This window comes from Flavobacterium pectinovorum (assembly GCF_022802975.1).
Taxonomy (GTDB): domain Bacteria; phylum Bacteroidota; class Bacteroidia; order Flavobacteriales; family Flavobacteriaceae; genus Flavobacterium; species Flavobacterium pectinovorum_B.
Genome location: NZ_JAFEVZ010000001.1, coordinates 528647 through 548746, shown reverse-complemented (window position 1 = coordinate 548746; position 20100 = coordinate 528647). Strand labels below are relative to the sequence as shown.

Here is a 20100-nt window from a genome sequence, read left to right as displayed (position 1 = left end):
AAGGATATTTTATAAATCTATGGTAAGCACCTGAATTTTCTCCAGCGCTCGGCTTTACATTATTGAAAACAAAAAAGGCATCACTGGGGTTTCTGGTATTGATTTTTATCTGCATTTACACTCCCCAGCGGCTCATGATGACCACTGAATGGCCACAGAAAGACCATTCAGTTAGTCAACATTTAATTAACCGAACTAAAGTAATTGCGTTTTAACCAAAAATGTATTTTAATTAATACCCATCATTTTGTTTTAATTGGGGAGCCTTTCTTATTTCATCAATAGGAATAGGATAAAAGGCATCAGTAGATTGCCATGATTCTGGCTTAAGGGTACTCATCAGAGCGTCAACTCTCCCTGTTCTTTTTAAATCAAACCATCTGTTTCCGTATTCCATGAATAATTCGACACGTCTTTCCTGAATGACAGCATCTAGTATCTCAGATTGCGAAGTAGGTTCTATAACAGTAAGTAATGCTCTTTGGCGAATAACATTCAAATCCTCTTTTGCATTTATAAGATTATTTTGCATGGCACGGGCCTCTGCGCGGATCAGGTACATTTCGGATAATCTCAAAACAACCGAGTATTCTGAAGGGGATGTGGTCACTTCATAATCTTTATACTTTGCTGCATAAAAATAATCAGTCCCATCATAATTGAAAGTACCTACCCATGCCGTTTTTCGCGCATCCCCCGGTTCAAAAGCATTAGCTAATGATGCAGTCATCACATAGGCAGGGCCATCAGTTCCATATAAAAATCCATACATATAATAATTATCCTCATTTGTAAGAAAATGCCCTGTTTCCGTTGCCGTATTTAAAGCAAAAATACTTTCACTGCTGTCCTTTAAGAATACATCGCCAATTTCCTGACTTGGCAGGAGCTGATACAGATCAGCCGTATTGATCACTTCAGTTGCTTTACTTTCCGCATTGGCGTAATCCCCCATGTACAGGTATACTTTTGCCAGTAAGGCAGTAGCTGCGCTTTTAACAGGCCTGTCCCTTTTACCGCCATAACTGGTATAGTCTGCTGGAAGATTCGCTTCTGCCTCTTTCAAATCAGAAATAATCTGGGCATAAACATCCGCAGCAGGAGCTCTCTCTAAAGCCCTGCTAACTTTTACATCAGATGTTACTGAAAGCGGCACAGGACCAAACATATTAACCAGATAAAAGAAATTTAAAGCCCGGACAAACTTGGCCTCGGCAATAATTTTTGAGCGCCCTGCATCAGTCATTCCCTTAGAATTAGTACTGTTATCAATAATACTGTTAGCCTGATATATTATTTGATAAAATCCCCCCCAATATCCTGATGCTCCAAAATCTGAAGAAGTCAAATTATTGTTGCCAAAATTAGTATATAGAAAATCAAAAATGTAAAGCGGATCTGTTTCGTCAGCAGAAAGGCTTGTACCTAATCCTACTTGCAGTATATTATTATTTTTTACCATACTGCTATACATGCCAATCAAGGCAGCACTTGCATTGGCATCACTTTGAAATACAGACTCAGCCACTACCTCTGTTTTAGGCGGATCTATATCGATCAAATCATCACATCCCATAAACAACAATGGCAGGATTAACTGCAGTAAACCCATAAGGAGCCTTTTATATGAAATAAAATTATAGTTTCTCATAATAGTGTAATTAGTAATTAAAATGAAAATTGTAATCCGCAAACAAAAACCTGCAATGGCGGTACTGCTCCTAAACCCGTTTCCGGATCAATTCCCGCATACGCTTTTCCTGAAAAATTAATCAAAAGCAAATTCTGCCCCTGCAAATAGGCACGCATACCGGCAAGTTTCATACGTCGAGCCAGCGTATCTGGAAAATTATACGATAATGATACATTGGTTAATCGGGCATAGGACTTGGTTTGCAGAAATGCATCAGAGGACTTAAGCCTGTCAAAATCTGTAGAAAATGAACGTGTACTATATAATTTTTCTAAACCGAGTTCTCTCATTTCCTGCAACACAGCAGTTGGATAATTTGCCAAATTCCCTGGTGGACCCTGAAGTTGGGATACTATACCAAGGCTTTTGGCCCCCACTGTGAAAGTAAAATTAAAGTCAAGCTGAACATCTCCGTACTTAAGGCTATTGACTAGCCCTCCATAGAAATCAGGAGCAGATGTCCCTTTGTAAACCAAATCTCCAACCTTAGTATTTGTTCCCAATGCCGGTGTAATTACCCCATCCTTGTCTACATCTTCAAATGTCGGCCTCCCATTCGCGTCATTGCCTGTGTAATGTAGCAAATTTAAAGCCCCGACAGGCTTCCCAACTACATAACTGTAAGCATAGGGAGAATTTTCAAGACCCGGAAATGATAGCAGTTTATTGCTTACAAAACTGATATTCCCTGAAGTAGACCATCTGAATTTGTCAGTCTGAAAATTTATTGTGCTTAATGTAATTTCCCATCCCGTATTTTCAACGATGGCATCCAGATTTTGAGTATAACTTGAAAAACCGGTTTGCATTGGCAAAGGGTAATCTACCAGCTGATTGCCTGTTCGGTTTCTGTAGTAAGAAACATCCAATAGAAGCCTATCGTTCAGAAAACCAAAATCTGCAGCTAGTTCAAACTTTCTGGACAGCTCCCATTTGTAATCCGGGTTGGCTAATCTTGTTGGTACTAAACCTTTAACACCTGAATAATAATTACTTGCAGAACTACTGGAGTAAGTAGCCAGATAAGAATAGTTTTCTATATTGTCACTTCCAACAACACCATAACTGCTTCTTATTTTACCAAAACTGAACCATTGGGGTTTCCATGAGAAAAACTTTTCACTTGTAAAAATCCACGCGGCACCAACTGAACCAAAATTGCTAAAGAGATTATTAGAACCAAATTTAGAAGAACCGTCACGTCTGAAATTTCCATTAACGATATATTTTTCTTTAAAAATATAATTTATATTTCCAAAAATAGAAACATATTTATAAGAATTATCACCGTTTCTTACTTTGTAATTCGTAGCCAGGGACAAGTTCGACAAGTATAAATCTGATGCAAACCCCGAGGCTTCAATGTAAAAAGGCTGTTCGCTTGATGTTTGCTGATAAGTCCCTCCCAATAAGGCACTCAGTGAACTATTTCTCAAAGTCTTATTGTAATTGATCTGAGGCTCAAAAACAAAATTCTTATTTACGGATTCCGAATAAGTAGCCTGGCTGAAAAAGTTAGGATTATTCGGGTCCCCTGCCGAATTTGGAGTTAAAACACTTTGGGAAGATTGTGATCTGTTAAACCCTGTATTGACCGATATATTAAGATCCGGATTAATGTTATACTTTAAATTTAAACTCGTATTGTTTGAATTCATTTTATTTTCATAACTGTTGTTAAGAACAGACAAAGGATTCGCTATATTAGGAATACCCTGCGTATACCAATACAGAGAGCCATCGGGATTGTACAATGGAAAATTGGGTGGTAAGGAATAAGCATTGGTATAAAAACCGGCACTCGCTAAATTACTCACACCAGAGCCCATGGTCATAGAAATATTGGCAGTAAATTTCTGATCAGGGCTTACATAACCGGAACTGAAATGGAATCCGTAATTTTTTGAAAGACGATTGTCATCAAAAACAGAACCAGTGCTCGATAAGTTACCCGAAAGCATAAAGGTCATCCCGTTGTTCCCACCCGATACCGATAGATTACCTGTATAGGTCCTGGAGGGATCCCCAACCAATTGCTTTTTAAAATCTTTTGATTCTGTCTGGCTCCATAGGGTTAAATCCGGTGCATTACTGGTTGTTGGCGTCCTGTTATCATTGGCAAATGCCTGTCTTCTCAAAGCCAGATAATCATTCAAACCAAGTGCTTTCATTTTGGTGTTCACAATTCCAACACCCGAATTAAGATCAACAGAAATAGTAGGTTTACCTACTTTACCTTTCTTAGTGGTAATTAAAATTACACCGTTTGCCCCACGGGATCCATAAAGTGCCGTTGCATTAGCATCTTTTAACACCTCAATACTTTCTATATCCCTTGGATTTATAGTAGATAATGGACTTCCATTTCCATTTGGTCCTGTAATATAATTATAGTCGCCATTTGCATCCCTGCTTGATGCAAGCTGGTTTATTCCGCCAGCGGGGAATGCGATACCATCGACAATATATAACGGTGTACTCTTTAAAACATTCGTATTATTTTTGGCATTTATTTCATTAGTATCATTAAAAATGGAATTTTGCCCGCGAACCGCAACATTTACATCTGCTCCGTGAAGACCGCTTGTTTGAGTGATTACCATACCGGCCACCCTTCCCTGCAGCGCCTGCATGACATTCCCTACAGGCTGCTTTTCAATATCTTTACTGGTTATTTTTACCGAGTTACCCGTTGCAAAACGCTTGCTGGTCGTGATTCCGTAAGCCAGTACCTTAATCTCATCCAGCTCGCTTACCTCTTCTTCCAATCGTACCTGCGGGATCTCTGCCCTTCCACTAACGGCTATTTCCTTATCGGCAAAACCTATAAAAGAAATTACAATTTTAGCATTTACAGGAACATCATTTAAAAGAAAAAATCCACTCTCATCTGTAATAGCACCTGTATAAGTGTCTTTTATGGCAACTGAGGCTCCCTGAAAAGGTGAACCATCCGGCCTTACAACCTGTCCCGTTACTATAGGCAGAGTTTTACTATTGCTTTCTATTTTAGTACCTTTATTGCCCCCTTTTGAAATAACTACGGTTTTATTAACAATTTTATACTCTAATCCCTGAAGAACTAAACAGTAGCTTAACACTTCTTCTATTGTAGCATTCTTTAATTGTACGGTAAGATAATATTTATTAAGATCAACATCACCGCTGATAAAAACATAACCGGACTGTTTTTTAATAGCCTTGAGGATCGCCGGTAACGGCTTATCTTTAAAATTTAAATTGATTCCAGTATTGCTCTGGGCATTTATACCATGGAATGACAAAAATAAAAATAGCGCCAGGAATAGTTTTCTCAGCCGGGAAACAAAAGGATCCTTTACTATTTTAGCTTCTAAAATAGGTAGATAAATAAATTTCATTAATTTTGGTTTAGATTAATTTTTTGGTTTTTGGTTTTCCTCTTGCAGGAAATCGATTAAACCGATCTGAAAACCGTGATAGTGGTTCCAACACTATTGCGGTTCTTTTTTAATAGAAAGCTTAATCTATGATAAAATGGTTACATCATATATATTGCATTTTTTAATTAATAAATCCTTATTATTTTTCACAATTCGCATATTGCTTTGATCGCTATCGAAAAAGATTAATTTTTCACCATCAATTTATTGCCTTCCAGTTTATAATTTACACCCAGGGTTTTTAATATAGAGAGCACTTCTACTCCATTCATATTTCTGTAAATCTCCCCATTAATTGTCTTTGAAGGAACAATTCCTCCCTGATATTCAATTTTAAGATTGTACCAGCGTGCAAGCTGTTTTAACACTACATCTAATTTTTCATCCTTAAAATGAAACAGTCCATTTTTCCAGGCAAGGGCCGAATCAAAATCAGCCACTTTTACAGATATTTCATTTTTTTCTTTATAAACAAGCGCTTGCTGTCCCGGATTTAGAATCACTTCATTGAGTTTCTTCTGAACTTTAACACTTCCCTCTACAAGAGTAACGGCAGAAAAATTTTCATCTTCATATGCCTTAACATTAAATGATGTTCCTATATCTTCGATCAGCTGTCCTGCTGTCTGGATTCTAAATGGCATTTTATTGTTGTGCACCACTTCAAAATAAGCTTCCCCGGTTAGTTTTACCAAACGCTCAGGGCCCTGAAAAACTACGGGATATTGGAGTGTGGAACCTGCGTTCATATAAACCTTGGTTCCATCAGATAATACAAGTGAAAATTGCTGGCCATATGGGGTTGTCAGGGTATTATAGGCAATTTCTTTATCTGCAGGATTCTTTAAATTTTCGTATTTCAGCACACTGTCATTATAACTGCTGATTCCTAAAATTTTAGTGGGATTAATTTTATTTAAAGCATTTGATTTTAAGGCTATCTTTTCTCCATTCGCTAAAGTTAAGACAGCACCGTTTGATCCTCCCGGCAAGTCAGTGGTCACAATATTGGCTTTAATTTCCGTTGTTTTGGAAGTATACAGGAAATACGATGCTGAAGCTGTTAATAATAGTATGGATGCAGCTGCTGCGTATTTGTAAATTCTACGGTTCAGTCTGCGTACTTTCACAGGAGAAATCACAGTATTAATAGAGTTAAACATCTCCTGCTTGATAATTGTTTCTTCATCAGAAGAATCAGCTGTCCACTCTTGTGAATTTAACTGTTCCGCCCTATACCATGTATCAAGGATCTCCTTCTCCTGAAGTGTTGCGGATCCATTGAGGTACTTATGAATTAAATCTTGAATATTTTGGGAAATCATAATTTTATCTATAGACTGTACAAGAGCTCTCATACATGTTTCTATAAATAAGTCCCCTTAAGAAGTATATTACCCTTGCTCAGGTAAAAAAAAAGTTATCATTTATTTAAATAATCATCAACAGCACACCCTAAACCATCTGACAACATGAATACTGGAACTGTTTTAGTGCCTGAATTTATTTCGAATAATTTTAAGTCCTTTGGTCAAATGCCCTTCAACTGTTTTTTCTGAAATATTCATGGTTTTGGCAATTTCAGCATTTTTCATCTCATCAATTCGGCTGTAACCCACTACCAATCTGCATTTTTCAGGAAGATGCTCCATCAAATTCAATAAATAATCATTCAAGAACATCGATTCAATCTGATCATCCAGTATGGCTTCTTCCTTGACTTCCAGTTTTTCTTCCCGAATGACTCTTCTTCTTCTCTCTTTTTCAAAATGAGAATATACAGAAAATTTTAACGCGGTAGCAAGGTAAGCATCAAAATTGGTCACTTCGAGGTTTTTACGCCGGTTCCACAAACCAATAAACAAATCCTGAACAATGTCTTTAGAAATGGACTTATCTTTTGTTAAATTGTAAGCAATAGCAAGAGATTTATTCCAATACCGATCATAAAGCGCAGTAAATGATGCATGATCATCATACAAACTTATACGCTTTAGTAATTCATTATCAGAACCATTATTTGAATGATCTTTGCTCATCTACTTCCTAAATTTAACACCTGCAAGAATATATTTAAATTAAGCAATACGCAAAATTCCTTCCCTGCACTTAACTGTCAGAAGAGTCACAATATGCGCTATCTATCACTATATATTTATCAAATTTAATGATCTCTTTTACTTTAGTAATTTAAATTTTAGAATACTAATTGTATTACAAAAAAGCTTTTTTAGCTAATTTTTAAATGTAATTTGGCAAAAGACATGAGAAAAACTAATTTCTGTGTGCTAATTTAATTTAATTTTTACTCAAAAAAAATTATAAAAAAATTATAAGTAAGTAGCTTTTTTATTTTTGTAGGTTAAATTGCAAATAATTAGGAGTGCTAATAATATGACATCTGAAAATTATTTTTTTTAAATATTTTGATGTTTTACACTGTGGATATACTTCTGGACTTTACCTCTGTAAGAAAAAAGATCATGCACCCCTGGAGACAACTTTGTCTGCTTCATCACGAAAATATTCCAATTGAAAGCAAACTATCTCTAAAATTATAAAGGACAAGGAGGAACAGATGTAATCCTGCAGTTTTTAATTTTCTAAATCAGGATTTATTATCAGAAAGTCCTTCCTGTCTGATGGAATGATATTCCATCTGCATTGTGAAAACAATATGTCCTAATTATTATTTACTGTTTCAAGGCTATTTTCCAAGTAGCGTTTTATTTAAAAAGAGGACCTTTAAGATTAGTCCTCTTTTCCCTCCTTCTCCAATATTATTGAAAAGTTCCGCTTACTAATTCAAAAAAATTCCTGATAAAATAAAATATAAGAAAAGAAGTTAGTTTTTGTTAAAGATCAGTATTGCATATTTCGGGACTTATCTTTTAATAAAAATGTTTTGGATTTTTTAGTCCCTCTCTCAGTTGAGCCGGATTTAAATGCCCTGTTTTGTAAAAAAAGCAGTCAAAGCAGATTCATCAGAAGGCCTTGGTGCATTAGCGCTGATAATCCTGCCCTGAGGATCGATAAGGATAAACCTTGGAATAGCATTTATCAAATAATCCTTAATAAACTGTGAATCGAAATCATTATCAGCAAAAAGCTGTATACCTCCCATTTTTCCATTAACAATCATCTCCTTCCACTTGTCATGAGACTTTGCTTTGTCCACTGAAATACTCACAAATGCAATATTTTTACCGTGGTAGGCACTCTCCATTTTTTGCAAAAATGGAATTTCTGCCTTACAAGGTCCGCACCATGTTGCCCAAACATCAATATATACAAATTTTCCTTTAAGATCATCAAGAGACATAGTCCCACCAGCCAAATTTTCATAGTTGGAAAATTTGGGAGAAGTTACTCCCTTACCTATCTTTTTTAATTCCTCATACAGACCTGTGATTATTTTTTTTTGCTCGTCGCTCGAAGAAGCATCCATAAAAACCTTATAGTATTCCTGTAGGTCATTACTATAAGTAATTCCTTCGTTGGCTGCTGTAAAAAGCAGGTTGTTTTTTATAGAAGGCTCCTGAATTTTAGCATATGTTTTAAGCAGTGCAAGATCATCTGCGATGCCCTCGCTTTTGGCCATTAATGAAGCCTGCTTCTCAAAATATAACGATAATAAGATCTTGTAATCATCACAGTATTTATAGTCCTCTGCACTGACAAAAGTGATATTGGGCATTTCGCTTAAAAAGTCCTGTGAAACTTTAAAGTCCTCTTTTTTGGTATAGTAGCCGTGATAATCTTCATACTTGGATAATGAAACAAGATACCCGTAATTAATGTTTCTTTTCTCTCTGCTTTTAAAAGTTTCGGAAAGACCCTGAGCAGCATCCAAAATGGACATCAGGGTATTTTTAACCTCGGTAAATTTTGACTTAAATGCAGTTTCCTCGATACTATAGACTGCAGCGACATCGTCTCCCAATAATTGGTTTCTGGTTCGTGCCTTGGTTAGCAGGTAAGAGCTCGCAGCAGAGCCTTTGCCTGAAAATGCGATGGACTTCATAAAATTCTTTGCATCTGCACTCACTATAATCTCACCGCCTTTCTCTATATACAAAGGAGCATAATTTTTACCGTCAAAAATAAAATAAGTTCCTTCATCCACTCTAAGTGTATCCTTAAAACTTCCATCAGGGGCTATCTTTAAGGTTTTTGAAAAATTCTGGTTTCGGCTGGTGATTTTAAGGTCCTGCGTCTTATTGGTAATCACTCCCGAGATTAACGTATAATCAATTGTCTTTTTATTCAATGAAATAAGGCTCAAAGCCAGAAAGAGCATAAGGACTGTTTTTTTCATTTTCAGTTTGTTTTTAGTTGTTTTCAAATTGTTGTTTGATTGTTTTTACTTTTTAAATACAGGCAGGCTATATTAACTTTTTGGCTTAAATACTATTTTATAGGATTTGCCGCTCCCGATGATCGACTCTGCCAACTGCTGTATCTCTTTTTTAGTCATTTTGCTGACTATTTCTTCAAAGTTTTTAGGGTCACTGATATTTTCACCATATCTGAAATATTGGGTAAGAAGCCTCATATCATAAGAATTTTTATCTCTTGCCTGCAGATGTTCCTTTATCAGGTTGGTTTTTATCTTATCCCAGTCTTCATCAGCGATATCGCCTTTGGAAATCTTTACAAATTCAGCCTGTACAATACCCACCAGTTTGTCGGCCATTTTTGGATTACAATCAAAATTAAAAGAAACCAATACCTGAGATTTAGGCTCTCTGGATAAAGCGCCCCCGGCATTTGGACTGTAGGCGCCCCCTTCCGCCTCACGTACTGTGGCGATCAGGCGCAGCTGAAGAATGTCCCCCAGTACATTGCTGTAAAGCGCATTCTTAATGCTATAGGGCATTTCTTTTTTATAGACCAATTTAACAACTGCTTTGGGATTTTTCATCTGGATTTGAATGTCCTGCTCAATTCTCTCAGAGAGCCACTGTGGAGCATTATCAGCAAATTTTTCCTTTAAGTTACCCGTTTCTATCCCCGCAATATATTTCTTTAAAAGTGGCTCGAGCTGCGCCTGATCGATATCCCCTACCATAAAGAACTCAAAATCTGAAATATCGGAGAATCGCTGCTTATAAATGGAGCTTATTTTTTCAAAAGAAACTGCATCAGCATATTTTTGGTCGAAAATCGACTCTCTGGGATTCTCTTTCCCATAAAGGGCCAATGTCAGGCTGTCCTTGATTTTCTCTCCTACATCCTTGCTCCTTCTGATAAGATAATTAGTAATACTGCTCTGCATTACTTTGAAAGCTTCGGGGTCAAATCGCGGTTTTACAAACTGAAGATGAACCAGCTGCAGCATCGTTTCAACATCTTTAGTATTGGAATTCCCGTAAATTGATTCATTTATCTCCCCTAATGACAAAGAGATTCTGGCGGTTTTACCTGTGATAATCTTTTTTAATTCCGTACTGTTGAACTCTCCAAGACCGGACATCTCTGCCAGATTAGTTACAAAATCTGCAGAAGGCAGCTCCTCATCTTTTAAAAGTGAAGTTCCCCCGTTGCTAAGGGCATTTAAAGAAACCTTGTTTTTTTCCTTATCTGTGTGCTTATAATGAACGACAACCCCGTTGCTCAACTTAAAGGTTACTGCTCCTGTTTTTTTGTCGGTCTTTACCGATTTGATATCACCTGCCTTAATCTCCAGCCCCGATATAAGTGTTTTTCCTGCAGAGGCTTCAGTATAGGGTACAATAGAACTGCCCAGTTCCACCTCAGCTAAAATATCCAGTGCGGTTTCCTCAGAAAGACTATCCTGTCCTTCCACTGCTGTAACAATTAAAAACCTGTTTTCCCTTGTATATAAGTTTTTGATGGTGTTGTGCAACTCCTCTTTATTTAAAGAGGCTAATATATTTTTTGCAATCGGATATTCCTGCTCTACATCGGTCATGGCAGTACCCGATAGAAAGTTATCCTGAATCGCATCTTCGATTTCTTTATGGCTATTGTCATTTTTGGCAGCAATCTGATTCTCATAAGATGTCTCAATAACCTGTTTAGCCCTGTCAATCTCCGAATCGGTATAACCAAATTTCACTGCGCGCACCACTTCTGTCATAACCTCTTTGAAGGCCGCCTGCTGCAGGTTAGGTTTCGGACTTACAGATATGGCCAATGAATTAGATGTTCTTGTCATAGCAGAATAGGCGGTGCGGGCTCCAAGGAAAGAAGCCTCTGGCCTTTGGGCTTTTTCTGAAATTCGGTCAGAAAGCATTTTTAAAGCCATAGATTCCAATAGGCTTCGTTTCAAATCACCCGCTGTTTGCTCATTTAATACCCTTGGATGACGAATTCCAAAGTTCAGCGAAGCGGCTGATATTTCAGGGTCCGAAACCTGTACATACTGCATTTTATCGTTTGGGGCAATAGCAACTACAAAACGTTTCTTAGGATCTGAGATAGGTTTAACTGATGCAAATTTTTCCTTAATCTGCTGCTCTACCACCTTTACATCTATATCCCCAATAACAGCTATAGCCTGCAGATCGGAACGGTACCAGTCCCGATAGAAATCACGAAGGGCTTTATACTTAAAATTTTCCACAACCGACATCAGCCCAATAGGAAGCCTTTGCGCATATTTTGCATTATTGAATCTAACGGGAAGGGACTTTTCCATGACCCTGGATTGTCCATTTTGCCGGGTGCGCCATTCCTCCTTGATAACTCCTCTTTCAGCATCGATTTCTTCATCTGTAAGGAGTAATTTATTGGACCAGTCACGCAGTACAGTCAGGCAAACATCCACCAGTCCGTCCTTGGTGGGAATATTGTTCATGTTGTAAACCGTTTCATCAAACGAAGTGTAGGCATTGATGTCCTTCCCGAAAACCGCTCCGCTTTTCTGAAGTGTATTTAAAATGCCTTTTCCAGGAAAGCTCTCTGTACCATTAAAGGCCATATGCTCCAAAAAATGGGCTAGTCCCTGTTGGTCGTCGTTCTCTAAAATAGAACCCACATTTTGAATTATATAATAACTTGCTGCATTTCTTACCACTTCAGTCCTCTTTATATAATAGGTCATGCCATTGGGCAAGACCCCTTTTATTATAGTCAGATCAGGGGGAAGAGGGTCAGATTCCTTTACATTTTGCGCTGTGGTCTTCGATAGTACGGCGATAAAAAAACTGATGAATAAAATTAAAATGTGTTTCATAAAGATATTGCGTTAACTGATTTTTGTAATTTGTAAATTATAAACATGGTTTGTACTCTGGCTGCTAAGAAATAAGTCTCTTTTTATTTCAGAAATTCATCTAAAGCATTTCTAATTTAAAAGTGGAATGTTGCTGCCCGTCAGTTAACATACTAATACCATTAATTGATAATAGGTGACAAAAAAATAATATTTTTTTAATACCCAAATTTGAAATAAATTACCAATTTCACAAAAACACAATATTATCGTCAGTTAAATCTCATAATCACAAACAATAACACAAAAAACAGACTTTTGCAATTATATCAAAAAATTGCGCTATAATTAAAAAATCCACATTACAAGGCGTTAAAACATATTATTTCACAATATTTTAACATATACAAACATTTTTACCCACTAAACTAGCACTAATGTTGTGTTTTATATAAAAAAAAGTTAATTTCTCTGTCACCCGTTTAACATGGTAAGGGGTTATATTTTTGCAGACCCGGTTATTCGACCACGAAATAAAGTTGTTGTTAGAAACTTTTCATCTCAAATGACATCATCTTTAAACAAACCAGGATTTATAAAGATCTGTAGATCCGAAACAATCGATTAACAATGCAAGATAGATAACCATTAAATTTTATGCCCGTGAGATTAAAGCTAAACCAAAAAGAGAAAATTAAAAAACCTAACCAATTACAAATTCATGAGAAAAATATTTAATAATTTACATTCGGCCAGTCCCCGTCTGTTTCTAACCATGAAAAGAGGCCTGCTCTTTGGTCTGCTTCTTTTAAACATTTTCATTACAAAAGCAGAAAATAAAATAATATTTCAGACTTCTATAAATTTAAAGGATGTAAAAGTAGAGAGGGTATTAAATGAACTGGAAAATAATACGTCTTATAAATTTGTATACAAAATTGAAGATGTCGATTTAAATCGTATCGTAAGCATTAAGATTAGTAATGCCAAAATTGAAACGATCTTAAATGAATTGTTCAAAAACACGGGTACAAGTTTCAGGATAGCAAAAAATCATATCTTTTTAAGCAAAAAAAGCGTGACGGAAATCCAGCCAAAGTCTTCTGATCAGGATGCTATTAAAGGAAAAGTGACAGATGAGAAAGGCTTGCCTGTACCAGGGGTGAATGTATACTTTGAAACGGCTCTTACCTCAACGTTAACCGATCAGAACGGAGAATTCAGAATACAGAAAGAACCCCTGGATGACGTCCTTGTTTTTAAGGCACTCGGATTCATTACTTACAAAACTTCCCTGGGAGATAAAACGGAAATTAATGTCGAAATGAAACAAGATATAACCGAACTTTCTGAGGTGGCTGTAGTGGTGAATACAGGTATGAGCAAAAGGGCACTCAACAGCTACACAGGAGCTGCAACAACCATTACCGGAGCAGAAATAAAGCAGATCAGTGCCACTAATGTTTTTAGCGCCATTACCGCTATTGATCCTTCGGTGAGAATTGCACAGAACAATATCGCAGGGGGCAATATTAATAATCTTCCAAAAGTTAATATTAGGGGCACAAATTCTTTTCCCAATTTAACGGGCGAATTATCTGCAGATCCAAATACCCCCTTGATAATCCTGGACGGATTTGAGGTCGATATTGAAAGAATTTATGACCTTGATATCAATCTTATCAATAACATTACCATCTTAAAAGATGCTTCTGCAACTGCCATATACGGATCAAGAGGTGCAAACGGAGTTATGGTTTTCACTACTAAAACTCCTGAACCTGGTAAGTTACGAGTGACACTAATCAATGACTTCAATATTATGACACCTGATCTATCGGTCTACAACTATCTTAACAGCAGCCAGAAGTTGGACTTCGAGAACAGGATCGGAATCTACACCAAAGCAAATCCGGATAATCAATACGTTTACAGCTCCTTATACAATTACAGACTGAAATCTGCTTTAAGTGGCGTTGATACTGACTGGGCAAAAATTCCGGTGCAGAATGGCTACGGAAACCAGACTTCACTATATCTGCAGGGTGGAGATGAAAAAATCCGTTACGGGGCACAAGTGTCTGCTGATTTTCAAAACGGTGTAATGAAAAAGCAGGACAGAAACAACTTTACAGGTCAGTTTGACTTTTCTTACAGAACCAATAAACTTAAATTCAGTAATTCCCTTCGGGTTTTCCAAAACAAAGCCAATGAATCACCTTATGGAAATTTTGAAGAATATTTAAGGCTTAATCCTTATTGGGCACCTTATGATGAGAATGGCACCCCTAAAATGTATCTGGAATCATATACCATTGCAAACAGGACTTTTACTGAACGTAATCCTCTCTACGATGCAACCTTAAATTCGGTGAACAGCAGCGGTTACTTTGGATTTTCCAATAATTTTCAATTCCAGTACAAAATTTTACCTTCTCTATTTCTGGAAAGCAACTTTTCGATTAACCGCAGAAATTCACAGTCTGACCAGTTTTTTTCGGGGCAGGACAGCCGTTTTGAAGAAGTTACCGATATAAGCAGAAAAGGAAGCTATACAAAAACCAATACCGATACAAACTATTTTGAGAATCTAACTACGCTAAACTTTAACCTTCGAAGGAACAAACATCAGTTTTATTCCATGCTCGGACTCAATCTGTCGAGCAGCACTACCGAATACTACACCTTTGTAGCAGAAGGTTTTCCATATGACAAACTTGATAACCTATTATTTGCAGCCCAGTATGAACTTAATGGAAAGCCGACAGGGGATGAAAGCACTATTAGAAGAGTAGGCTTTGTTTACAGTGGAAGCTATAGTTATGATGAAAGGTTCTTAGTGGATGTCTCACTTCGCCGCGATGGTTCTTCTCAGTATGGTACAGATAAAAGATTTGGAACTTTCTGGTCGGCCGGACTTGGATGGAATATACACAACGAGGCTATTTTTAAAGATAAAGAATGGATTAACCGCTTAAAGATAAGAGGAAGTTACGGATCAACAGGTTCAACAAATATCCCGGCATACGGAGCCCAGACACGTTACAGTTATGGGGTTGAAACACTCTATAACGGTTCGATTGGAACCTCGCTGGAAAATTTGGGCAATAAATCATTAAGTTGGCAGAATGTTTATAAATTTAATGTGGGAATAGATGCTGTTTTGTTTAACAGCAGACTTGATACCCGTTTTGATTTTTATATTGAAGATACAAAAGATGCCCTTACACAAGTTACCCTTGCTCCTTCATCCGGATTTGCTACCTACTCTGAAAATCTTGGAAGCATCAGAAACAAGGGATTTGAATTTTCTGTGAGATATAAACTAATCAACAACAGGACTGAAAATATTTTTTGGAGTATCTACGCCAACGGCTATACCAACAACAATATTTTAAAGAAATTATCAAACAAACTCCAATCATCGAATAATAATTTGAATGAACTCAATACTGCCCAAACAGTTCCAAATGTACTGTTCGAGGAAGGCCAGTCAATAAATACTATATATGCCGTACGCTCACTTGGGGTTGATCCCGTTACAGGATCGGAGGTCTATTTGAAAAAAGATGGAACACAAACCTATGAGTGGGATGCTAAAGATAAAGTGGCAGTGGGTGTTACAGATCCTAAATGGAGAGGTAATTTTGGTACAAATTTCATGTACAAAGGATTTGAGATAGGCCTGATCTTCGATTATACCCTGGGGGGAGAACTTTACAACCAGACCCTGGTTGACAGAGTAGAATCAGTTAACCCACAATACAATGTTGATATAAGAGCCTACAATTTAGGATGGTCACAGCCAGGCGATGTAAGCCCTTACACGAGAATCACAGAGGGAAAAGCACCCACTAAAGTTACATCTAGGTTTGTACAGGAAGACAATACCATCAATATGCTCTCGGGTTCTTTAGCTTATAATTTTAATAAAAAAAATTATGTGTTAGAAAAATTAGGCATGAGCAGTTTGAAAATGACATTCATTGCAAATGATGTAGCACGATGGAGTTCTATTGAAATTGAAAGAGGAACAGCAAACCCGTATGCCAGAGCGTATTCATTATCAATGCTGGCTAACTTTTAAAAAATAAATAACATGAAAAAGTTACTTCAAAATATATTCTTAACAATTATCATAGCAATCTGCTTTAGCTGTGAATCCTACCTTGATGTAGAGCCAAAATCCAGCCTTTCTGAAGATAATTTATTTTCTTCCCAAATAGGATTTCAACAGGCCCTCACTGGTGTGTATGCTAAAATGGCCAGCAGGCCTCTGTATGGAGATAATATGTCTATGGGATTTGTCTCAGCCCTTGCACAAAATTACAATACAGAAGGCACTAACGCTCCGCTAGTGCAGACCCGAAATTATAATTATACTTCCAGTGAAGTAATTACCATTACAAATAATATATGGAAGGAAAGCTACAACCAGATAGCGGCAGTTAATAAAGTACTGGAAAACACAGAAAAAAATACAGGTCTTCTGACAGAGGCACAAAAAAATCATTATAGAGGAGAAGCCTTAACATTAAGAGCATATCTGCATTTTGATCTGCTCAGGATTTTTGGCAAATCAGTAGCATTTGGACCTGACAGCAAGGCAATCCCCTATAAAATCATTGTTGATGAAAAACCAACCCCTGCTTCTACTACAAGACAGGTTTTGGACCTGATCCTAAAAGACCTAAGTGATGCCGCACCACTGCTGAAAGACAGCAGCATGGATTACACACTGCTTAGTAGCCGGTTTTCAGTTAACTACTATACCGTAAAAGCACTTCAAGCGAGAGTATACTTATATTACGGAGATAACCTCAATGCATATGCTGCGGCAAATGAAGTGGTAACCTCTAAAAAATACACCTTTATCCCTACCGCAAGTGTCTCCACTACGGAACCTAACAGGGATCGACTTTTCACCTCAGAGCTTATTTTTGCATTGCGCGCAAGAGACATCACAACCTGGGAACAGAATTATTTTCATTTTTATCTTGGAAGCGCTGGCAATAGTTTGACAAGACCGGAAAAAGATATAAATACCATTTACGAACTAAGTGCCGGGGGAAGCACCGATATTAGAAGGTTATATCTGTTTGGATTTGACGGAGGTTCGCTTTATCCATCTAAATTCTGGCAGACCAGTTCAGCAGTTGCCCAGGAAACACGTCTTGATCAGATTGTCCCTCTTATCAGGCTTAGCGAAATGTATTATATACTTGCTGAAACTGCAGATGATACAGCAAAGGGGGTTCCTTTTTTGAATACTGTACTGGCCAGTAGAAATGTAAACAGAGTTTTGAACCCTGCTACGATAACCCCTGCAAATTTTAAATCAGAATTAACTAAAGAATACCAAAAAGAATTCTATGGAGAGGGCCAGATGTTTTTTTATTACAAACGTACAAATGCAGCATCAATAAACTTTTATGCCAGTCCTCTTACAGCCAATACTTATGTCCTTCCGGTTCCAGACAGTGAAAAAGAGTTTAATCCAAGTTATGACTAAAAATAATGATCATGAAAAATAAAATAAATTCAATTTCCGGCGCAGCTTTGGGGCTTATAATGCTTCTTTTATATGGCTGTGAAAAATCTGAAATTATCACTATCGACCCTGAAAACGCCGGTATTGCTTTTTACACCATAAGCAATGGAACAGAAACAGACAGTCTTTCGTATTCGTTTGCCTATAACAGTACAGAACTTGAAAAAGATACCATATTTATAAATATGCGGCTGACTGGTGAAATAAAGCCCTTTGACAGGGAAATTGGCGTGGTAGCCGATCAAGGGACAACTGCAGTTCAGGGCACTGATTTTGAGCTTCCTAAAATTGTTCTGCCAGCAGGTACATCTACGGTTAAATATCCTTTGATCCTATTCAATAAAGAGACCCTTCTTACTCAGGACTTAAAAGTAGTGCTTAAAGTAATCGAAACAAAAGACCTTAAAATAGGAGCTCTGGGAAGGGAAATAGGTACAACAACCCTTGTAAATGGTAATATCCAAATTTCTGCCACAACGGTCAATACAGACCGATATGTGGTCAATTTTAACAATAAACTTACCGAACCTGATTATTGGCTTGGACTAGAAAGTTACGGTTATGGAACTTTTAGTATAACCAAATTTCAATTTATGCTAAAAACATTGGGAACAGACAAAATAGATGCAGTATTGCAGTGGAACTACAATCAGACTTTAAGTTATCTGGTTCAGATGCAGAATGCACTGCAAAGCTATGAACAAGAAAACGGACCGATGATAGATGAAAACGGACTTCCGGTGGCATTTGAATAATTAGGAATATTTAAACAACAAAATATGAAAAGTAAAATACTACATGCCCTGACATTATTATTTTTAATATTGCTGGCCAGCTGCCAAAGTGATGACCAGGATTTCAATTATGATCCAACTAACGAAATCTCTGTTGTAACGGACACTACCCAGTATAATGTCATACAATTTGAAGTGCTTCATATTGTTCCGGAAATCGCAACTACAATAAAAGATAATCGTTCCTACACATACGAATGGTCTGCATACGCAACAATAGCACCCGGAAAACCTATTGTTTTATCAACAGAAAAAGAACTTAATGTGCCTATAGGCCTGGATGTTAAAACATATAATCTGCAGTTTAGTATAACAGATGCAGCAACAGGGGTTGTATATCTGCAACGATACGGTTTAAAGGTCAGTTCAGGATTTTATGAAGGTTGGCTTGTGGTGAGCAACAAAGAGGGACGCGGACAATTGTCATTCATTCGAAAAGACGGTCTTGTCATATACAATCCGGCGGAAGAAGTCAACAATAAAACCTATCCAGGACCAGGTTTTGATGCCGCTTCTCCTATTAATGACATAAGCGATATGCAACAAATCTATTATTTCGCCGGAGACAATATATATCTTTTTGATGCAAACAGCTTCTCCGAACTCAGTACTAGTGAAAAACTATTTGGAATTCCACTTGCCTCAACAGGGTATGCAGACGTAGCAATTGGTTCTCTGAGCATCAACTCTTATTTGATTAATAATGGCAAAATTCACCTGACAAGCATATCTCCTAGTTTTGAAGGGGCATACACTCCCGCCCTGACCGGAGATTATACGTCTGTTTTTCCCATGTCATTTGTAAATAATGATTTTAATGATTTTTTCGGCAATACCTACTTCTACGATAATGTAAGGAAGAGGTTCGTATATTCCGGATATGCAGATATTAAAATAACAGCTGTGCCTTCAACAGCATCCAGTCCGTATTTTGATATGGCCGCAGTAAACAGAACAATGCTCGCAGCAGCAAAAGGAACAGCAGGCAAGTATCATTTCATTATGAAAGATGACAGCACCTCTGAGTGTTATCTTTACACTCTTACTGACGGAAACCCCGATGACAATCAGCAAATCAACCTATCAAATATCGATCAGCTGAAAGGTTTCGATGCACTCTCCGACGGTGCTGATCTGGCGTACTTTGGTATTGGAAACAAACTCTATAAATTTGATATAGCTGCGGGCAGTACTTCTGAAATATTTGAATTTCCCGGGTCCTCTCAGATTGCAGACGTGAAAGTGTATAAAAATCCATATGTCGATTTTTCCATAAATCCTACTGACCCTGAGCATAACCAAAAAATTACAGTCGCGGTTAATAACGGTGCCCAGGGAGAAGTCTATATTTTCAGTCTGACCGGGACAGGAAACATAGCAAACGGCACTTTCTCAGAGCACTACACCGGTTTTGGAGAAATAAAATCTTTAAAATACCGAAATAAATAAAAAACATTCCG

10 protein-coding genes are annotated in these 20100 nt (G+C 37.3%); 4 read left to right on the top strand and 6 right to left on the bottom strand.

The window, feature by feature from the left end; genetic code table 11:
- Positions 1–232: 232 nt before the first annotated feature.
- From FLV_RS02235 to FLV_RS02210, 6 genes are all read right to left on the bottom strand, one after another.
- A complete protein-coding gene (locus tag FLV_RS02235) occupies positions 233–1612 on the bottom strand; it encodes a RagB/SusD family nutrient uptake outer membrane protein (RefSeq protein ID WP_243230431.1) in 1380 nt (459 codons plus the stop codon).
- 56 nt (positions 1613–1668) lie between these two features.
- A complete protein-coding gene (locus FLV_RS02230) occupies positions 1669–5073 on the bottom strand; it encodes a SusC/RagA family TonB-linked outer membrane protein (protein ID WP_243230429.1) in 3405 nt (1134 codons plus the stop codon).
- Positions 5074–5300: 227 nt separating this feature from the next.
- On the bottom strand, positions 5301–6473 hold the full coding sequence (locus tag FLV_RS02225; protein WP_243230427.1) for a FecR family protein: 1173 nt from the start codon (positions 6471–6473) through the stop codon (positions 5301–5303).
- A gap of 132 nt (positions 6474–6605) precedes the next feature.
- Positions 6606–7154: an RNA polymerase sigma-70 factor gene (locus FLV_RS02220; protein WP_243230426.1), complete on the bottom strand. Its 549-nt coding sequence runs from the start codon at positions 7152–7154 to the stop codon at positions 6606–6608.
- 902 nt (positions 7155–8056) lie between these two features.
- On the bottom strand, positions 8057–9433 hold the full coding sequence (locus FLV_RS02215) for a TlpA family protein disulfide reductase (protein WP_243230425.1): 1377 nt from the start codon (positions 9431–9433) through the stop codon (positions 8057–8059).
- 72 nt (positions 9434–9505) lie between these two features.
- Positions 9506–12316, bottom strand: a complete 2811-nt coding sequence (locus FLV_RS02210; protein WP_243230424.1) for a M16 family metallopeptidase — start codon at positions 12314–12316, stop codon at positions 9506–9508.
- A gap of 700 nt (positions 12317–13016) precedes the next feature.
- Here FLV_RS02210 and FLV_RS02205 point away from each other — a divergent pair.
- The 4 genes from FLV_RS02205 to FLV_RS02190 are packed head-to-tail and all read left to right on the top strand — an operon-like array spanning position 13017 to position 20089.
- Entirely contained in the window at positions 13017–16382 is a 3366-nt protein-coding gene (locus FLV_RS02205; protein WP_243230423.1) for a SusC/RagA family TonB-linked outer membrane protein, read from the top strand.
- Between the two features lie 12 nt (positions 16383–16394).
- The gene (locus FLV_RS02200; protein WP_243230422.1) at positions 16395–17807 is read left to right on the top strand and encodes a RagB/SusD family nutrient uptake outer membrane protein; all 1413 of its coding nucleotides are present in this window, start codon (positions 16395–16397) and stop codon (positions 17805–17807) included.
- A gap of 11 nt (positions 17808–17818) precedes the next feature.
- Positions 17819–18601, top strand: a complete 783-nt coding sequence (locus FLV_RS02195) for a DUF4843 domain-containing protein (RefSeq protein ID WP_243230421.1) — start codon at positions 17819–17821, stop codon at positions 18599–18601.
- Between the two features lie 24 nt (positions 18602–18625).
- Complete coding sequence (locus tag FLV_RS02190; protein ID WP_243230420.1) at positions 18626–20089, top strand: PKD-like family lipoprotein; 1464 nt, start codon at positions 18626–18628, stop codon at positions 20087–20089.
- Positions 20090–20100: the final 11 nt, after the last annotated feature.

What these genes read in the sequence shown, in the direction of transcription:
- FLV_RS02235 (WP_243230431.1), bottom strand. Translation starts at nt 1,612, where the DNA reads ATGGGTTTACTGCAGTTAATCCTGCCATTGTTGTTTATGGGATGTGAT.
- FLV_RS02200 (WP_243230422.1), top strand. Translation starts at nt 16,395, where the DNA reads ATGAAAAAGTTACTTCAAAATATATTCTTAACAATTATCATAGCAATC.
- FLV_RS02225 (WP_243230427.1), bottom strand. Translation starts at nt 6,473, where the DNA reads ATGAGAGCTCTTGTACAGTCTATAGATAAAATTATGATTTCCCAAAAT.
- FLV_RS02190 (WP_243230420.1), top strand. Translation starts at nt 18,626, where the DNA reads ATGAAAAGTAAAATACTACATGCCCTGACATTATTATTTTTAATATTG.
- FLV_RS02215 (WP_243230425.1), bottom strand. Translation starts at nt 9,433, where the DNA reads ATGAAAAAAACAGTCCTTATGCTCTTTCTGGCTTTGAGCCTTATTTCA.
- FLV_RS02205 (WP_243230423.1), top strand. Translation starts at nt 13,017, where the DNA reads ATGAGAAAAATATTTAATAATTTACATTCGGCCAGTCCCCGTCTGTTT.
- FLV_RS02195 (WP_243230421.1), top strand. Translation starts at nt 17,819, where the DNA reads ATGAAAAATAAAATAAATTCAATTTCCGGCGCAGCTTTGGGGCTTATA.
- FLV_RS02230 (WP_243230429.1), bottom strand. Translation starts at nt 5,073, where the DNA reads ATGAAATTTATTTATCTACCTATTTTAGAAGCTAAAATAGTAAAGGAT.
- FLV_RS02210 (WP_243230424.1), bottom strand. Translation starts at nt 12,316, where the DNA reads ATGAAACACATTTTAATTTTATTCATCAGTTTTTTTATCGCCGTACTA.
- FLV_RS02220 (WP_243230426.1), bottom strand. Translation starts at nt 7,154, where the DNA reads ATGAGCAAAGATCATTCAAATAATGGTTCTGATAATGAATTACTAAAG.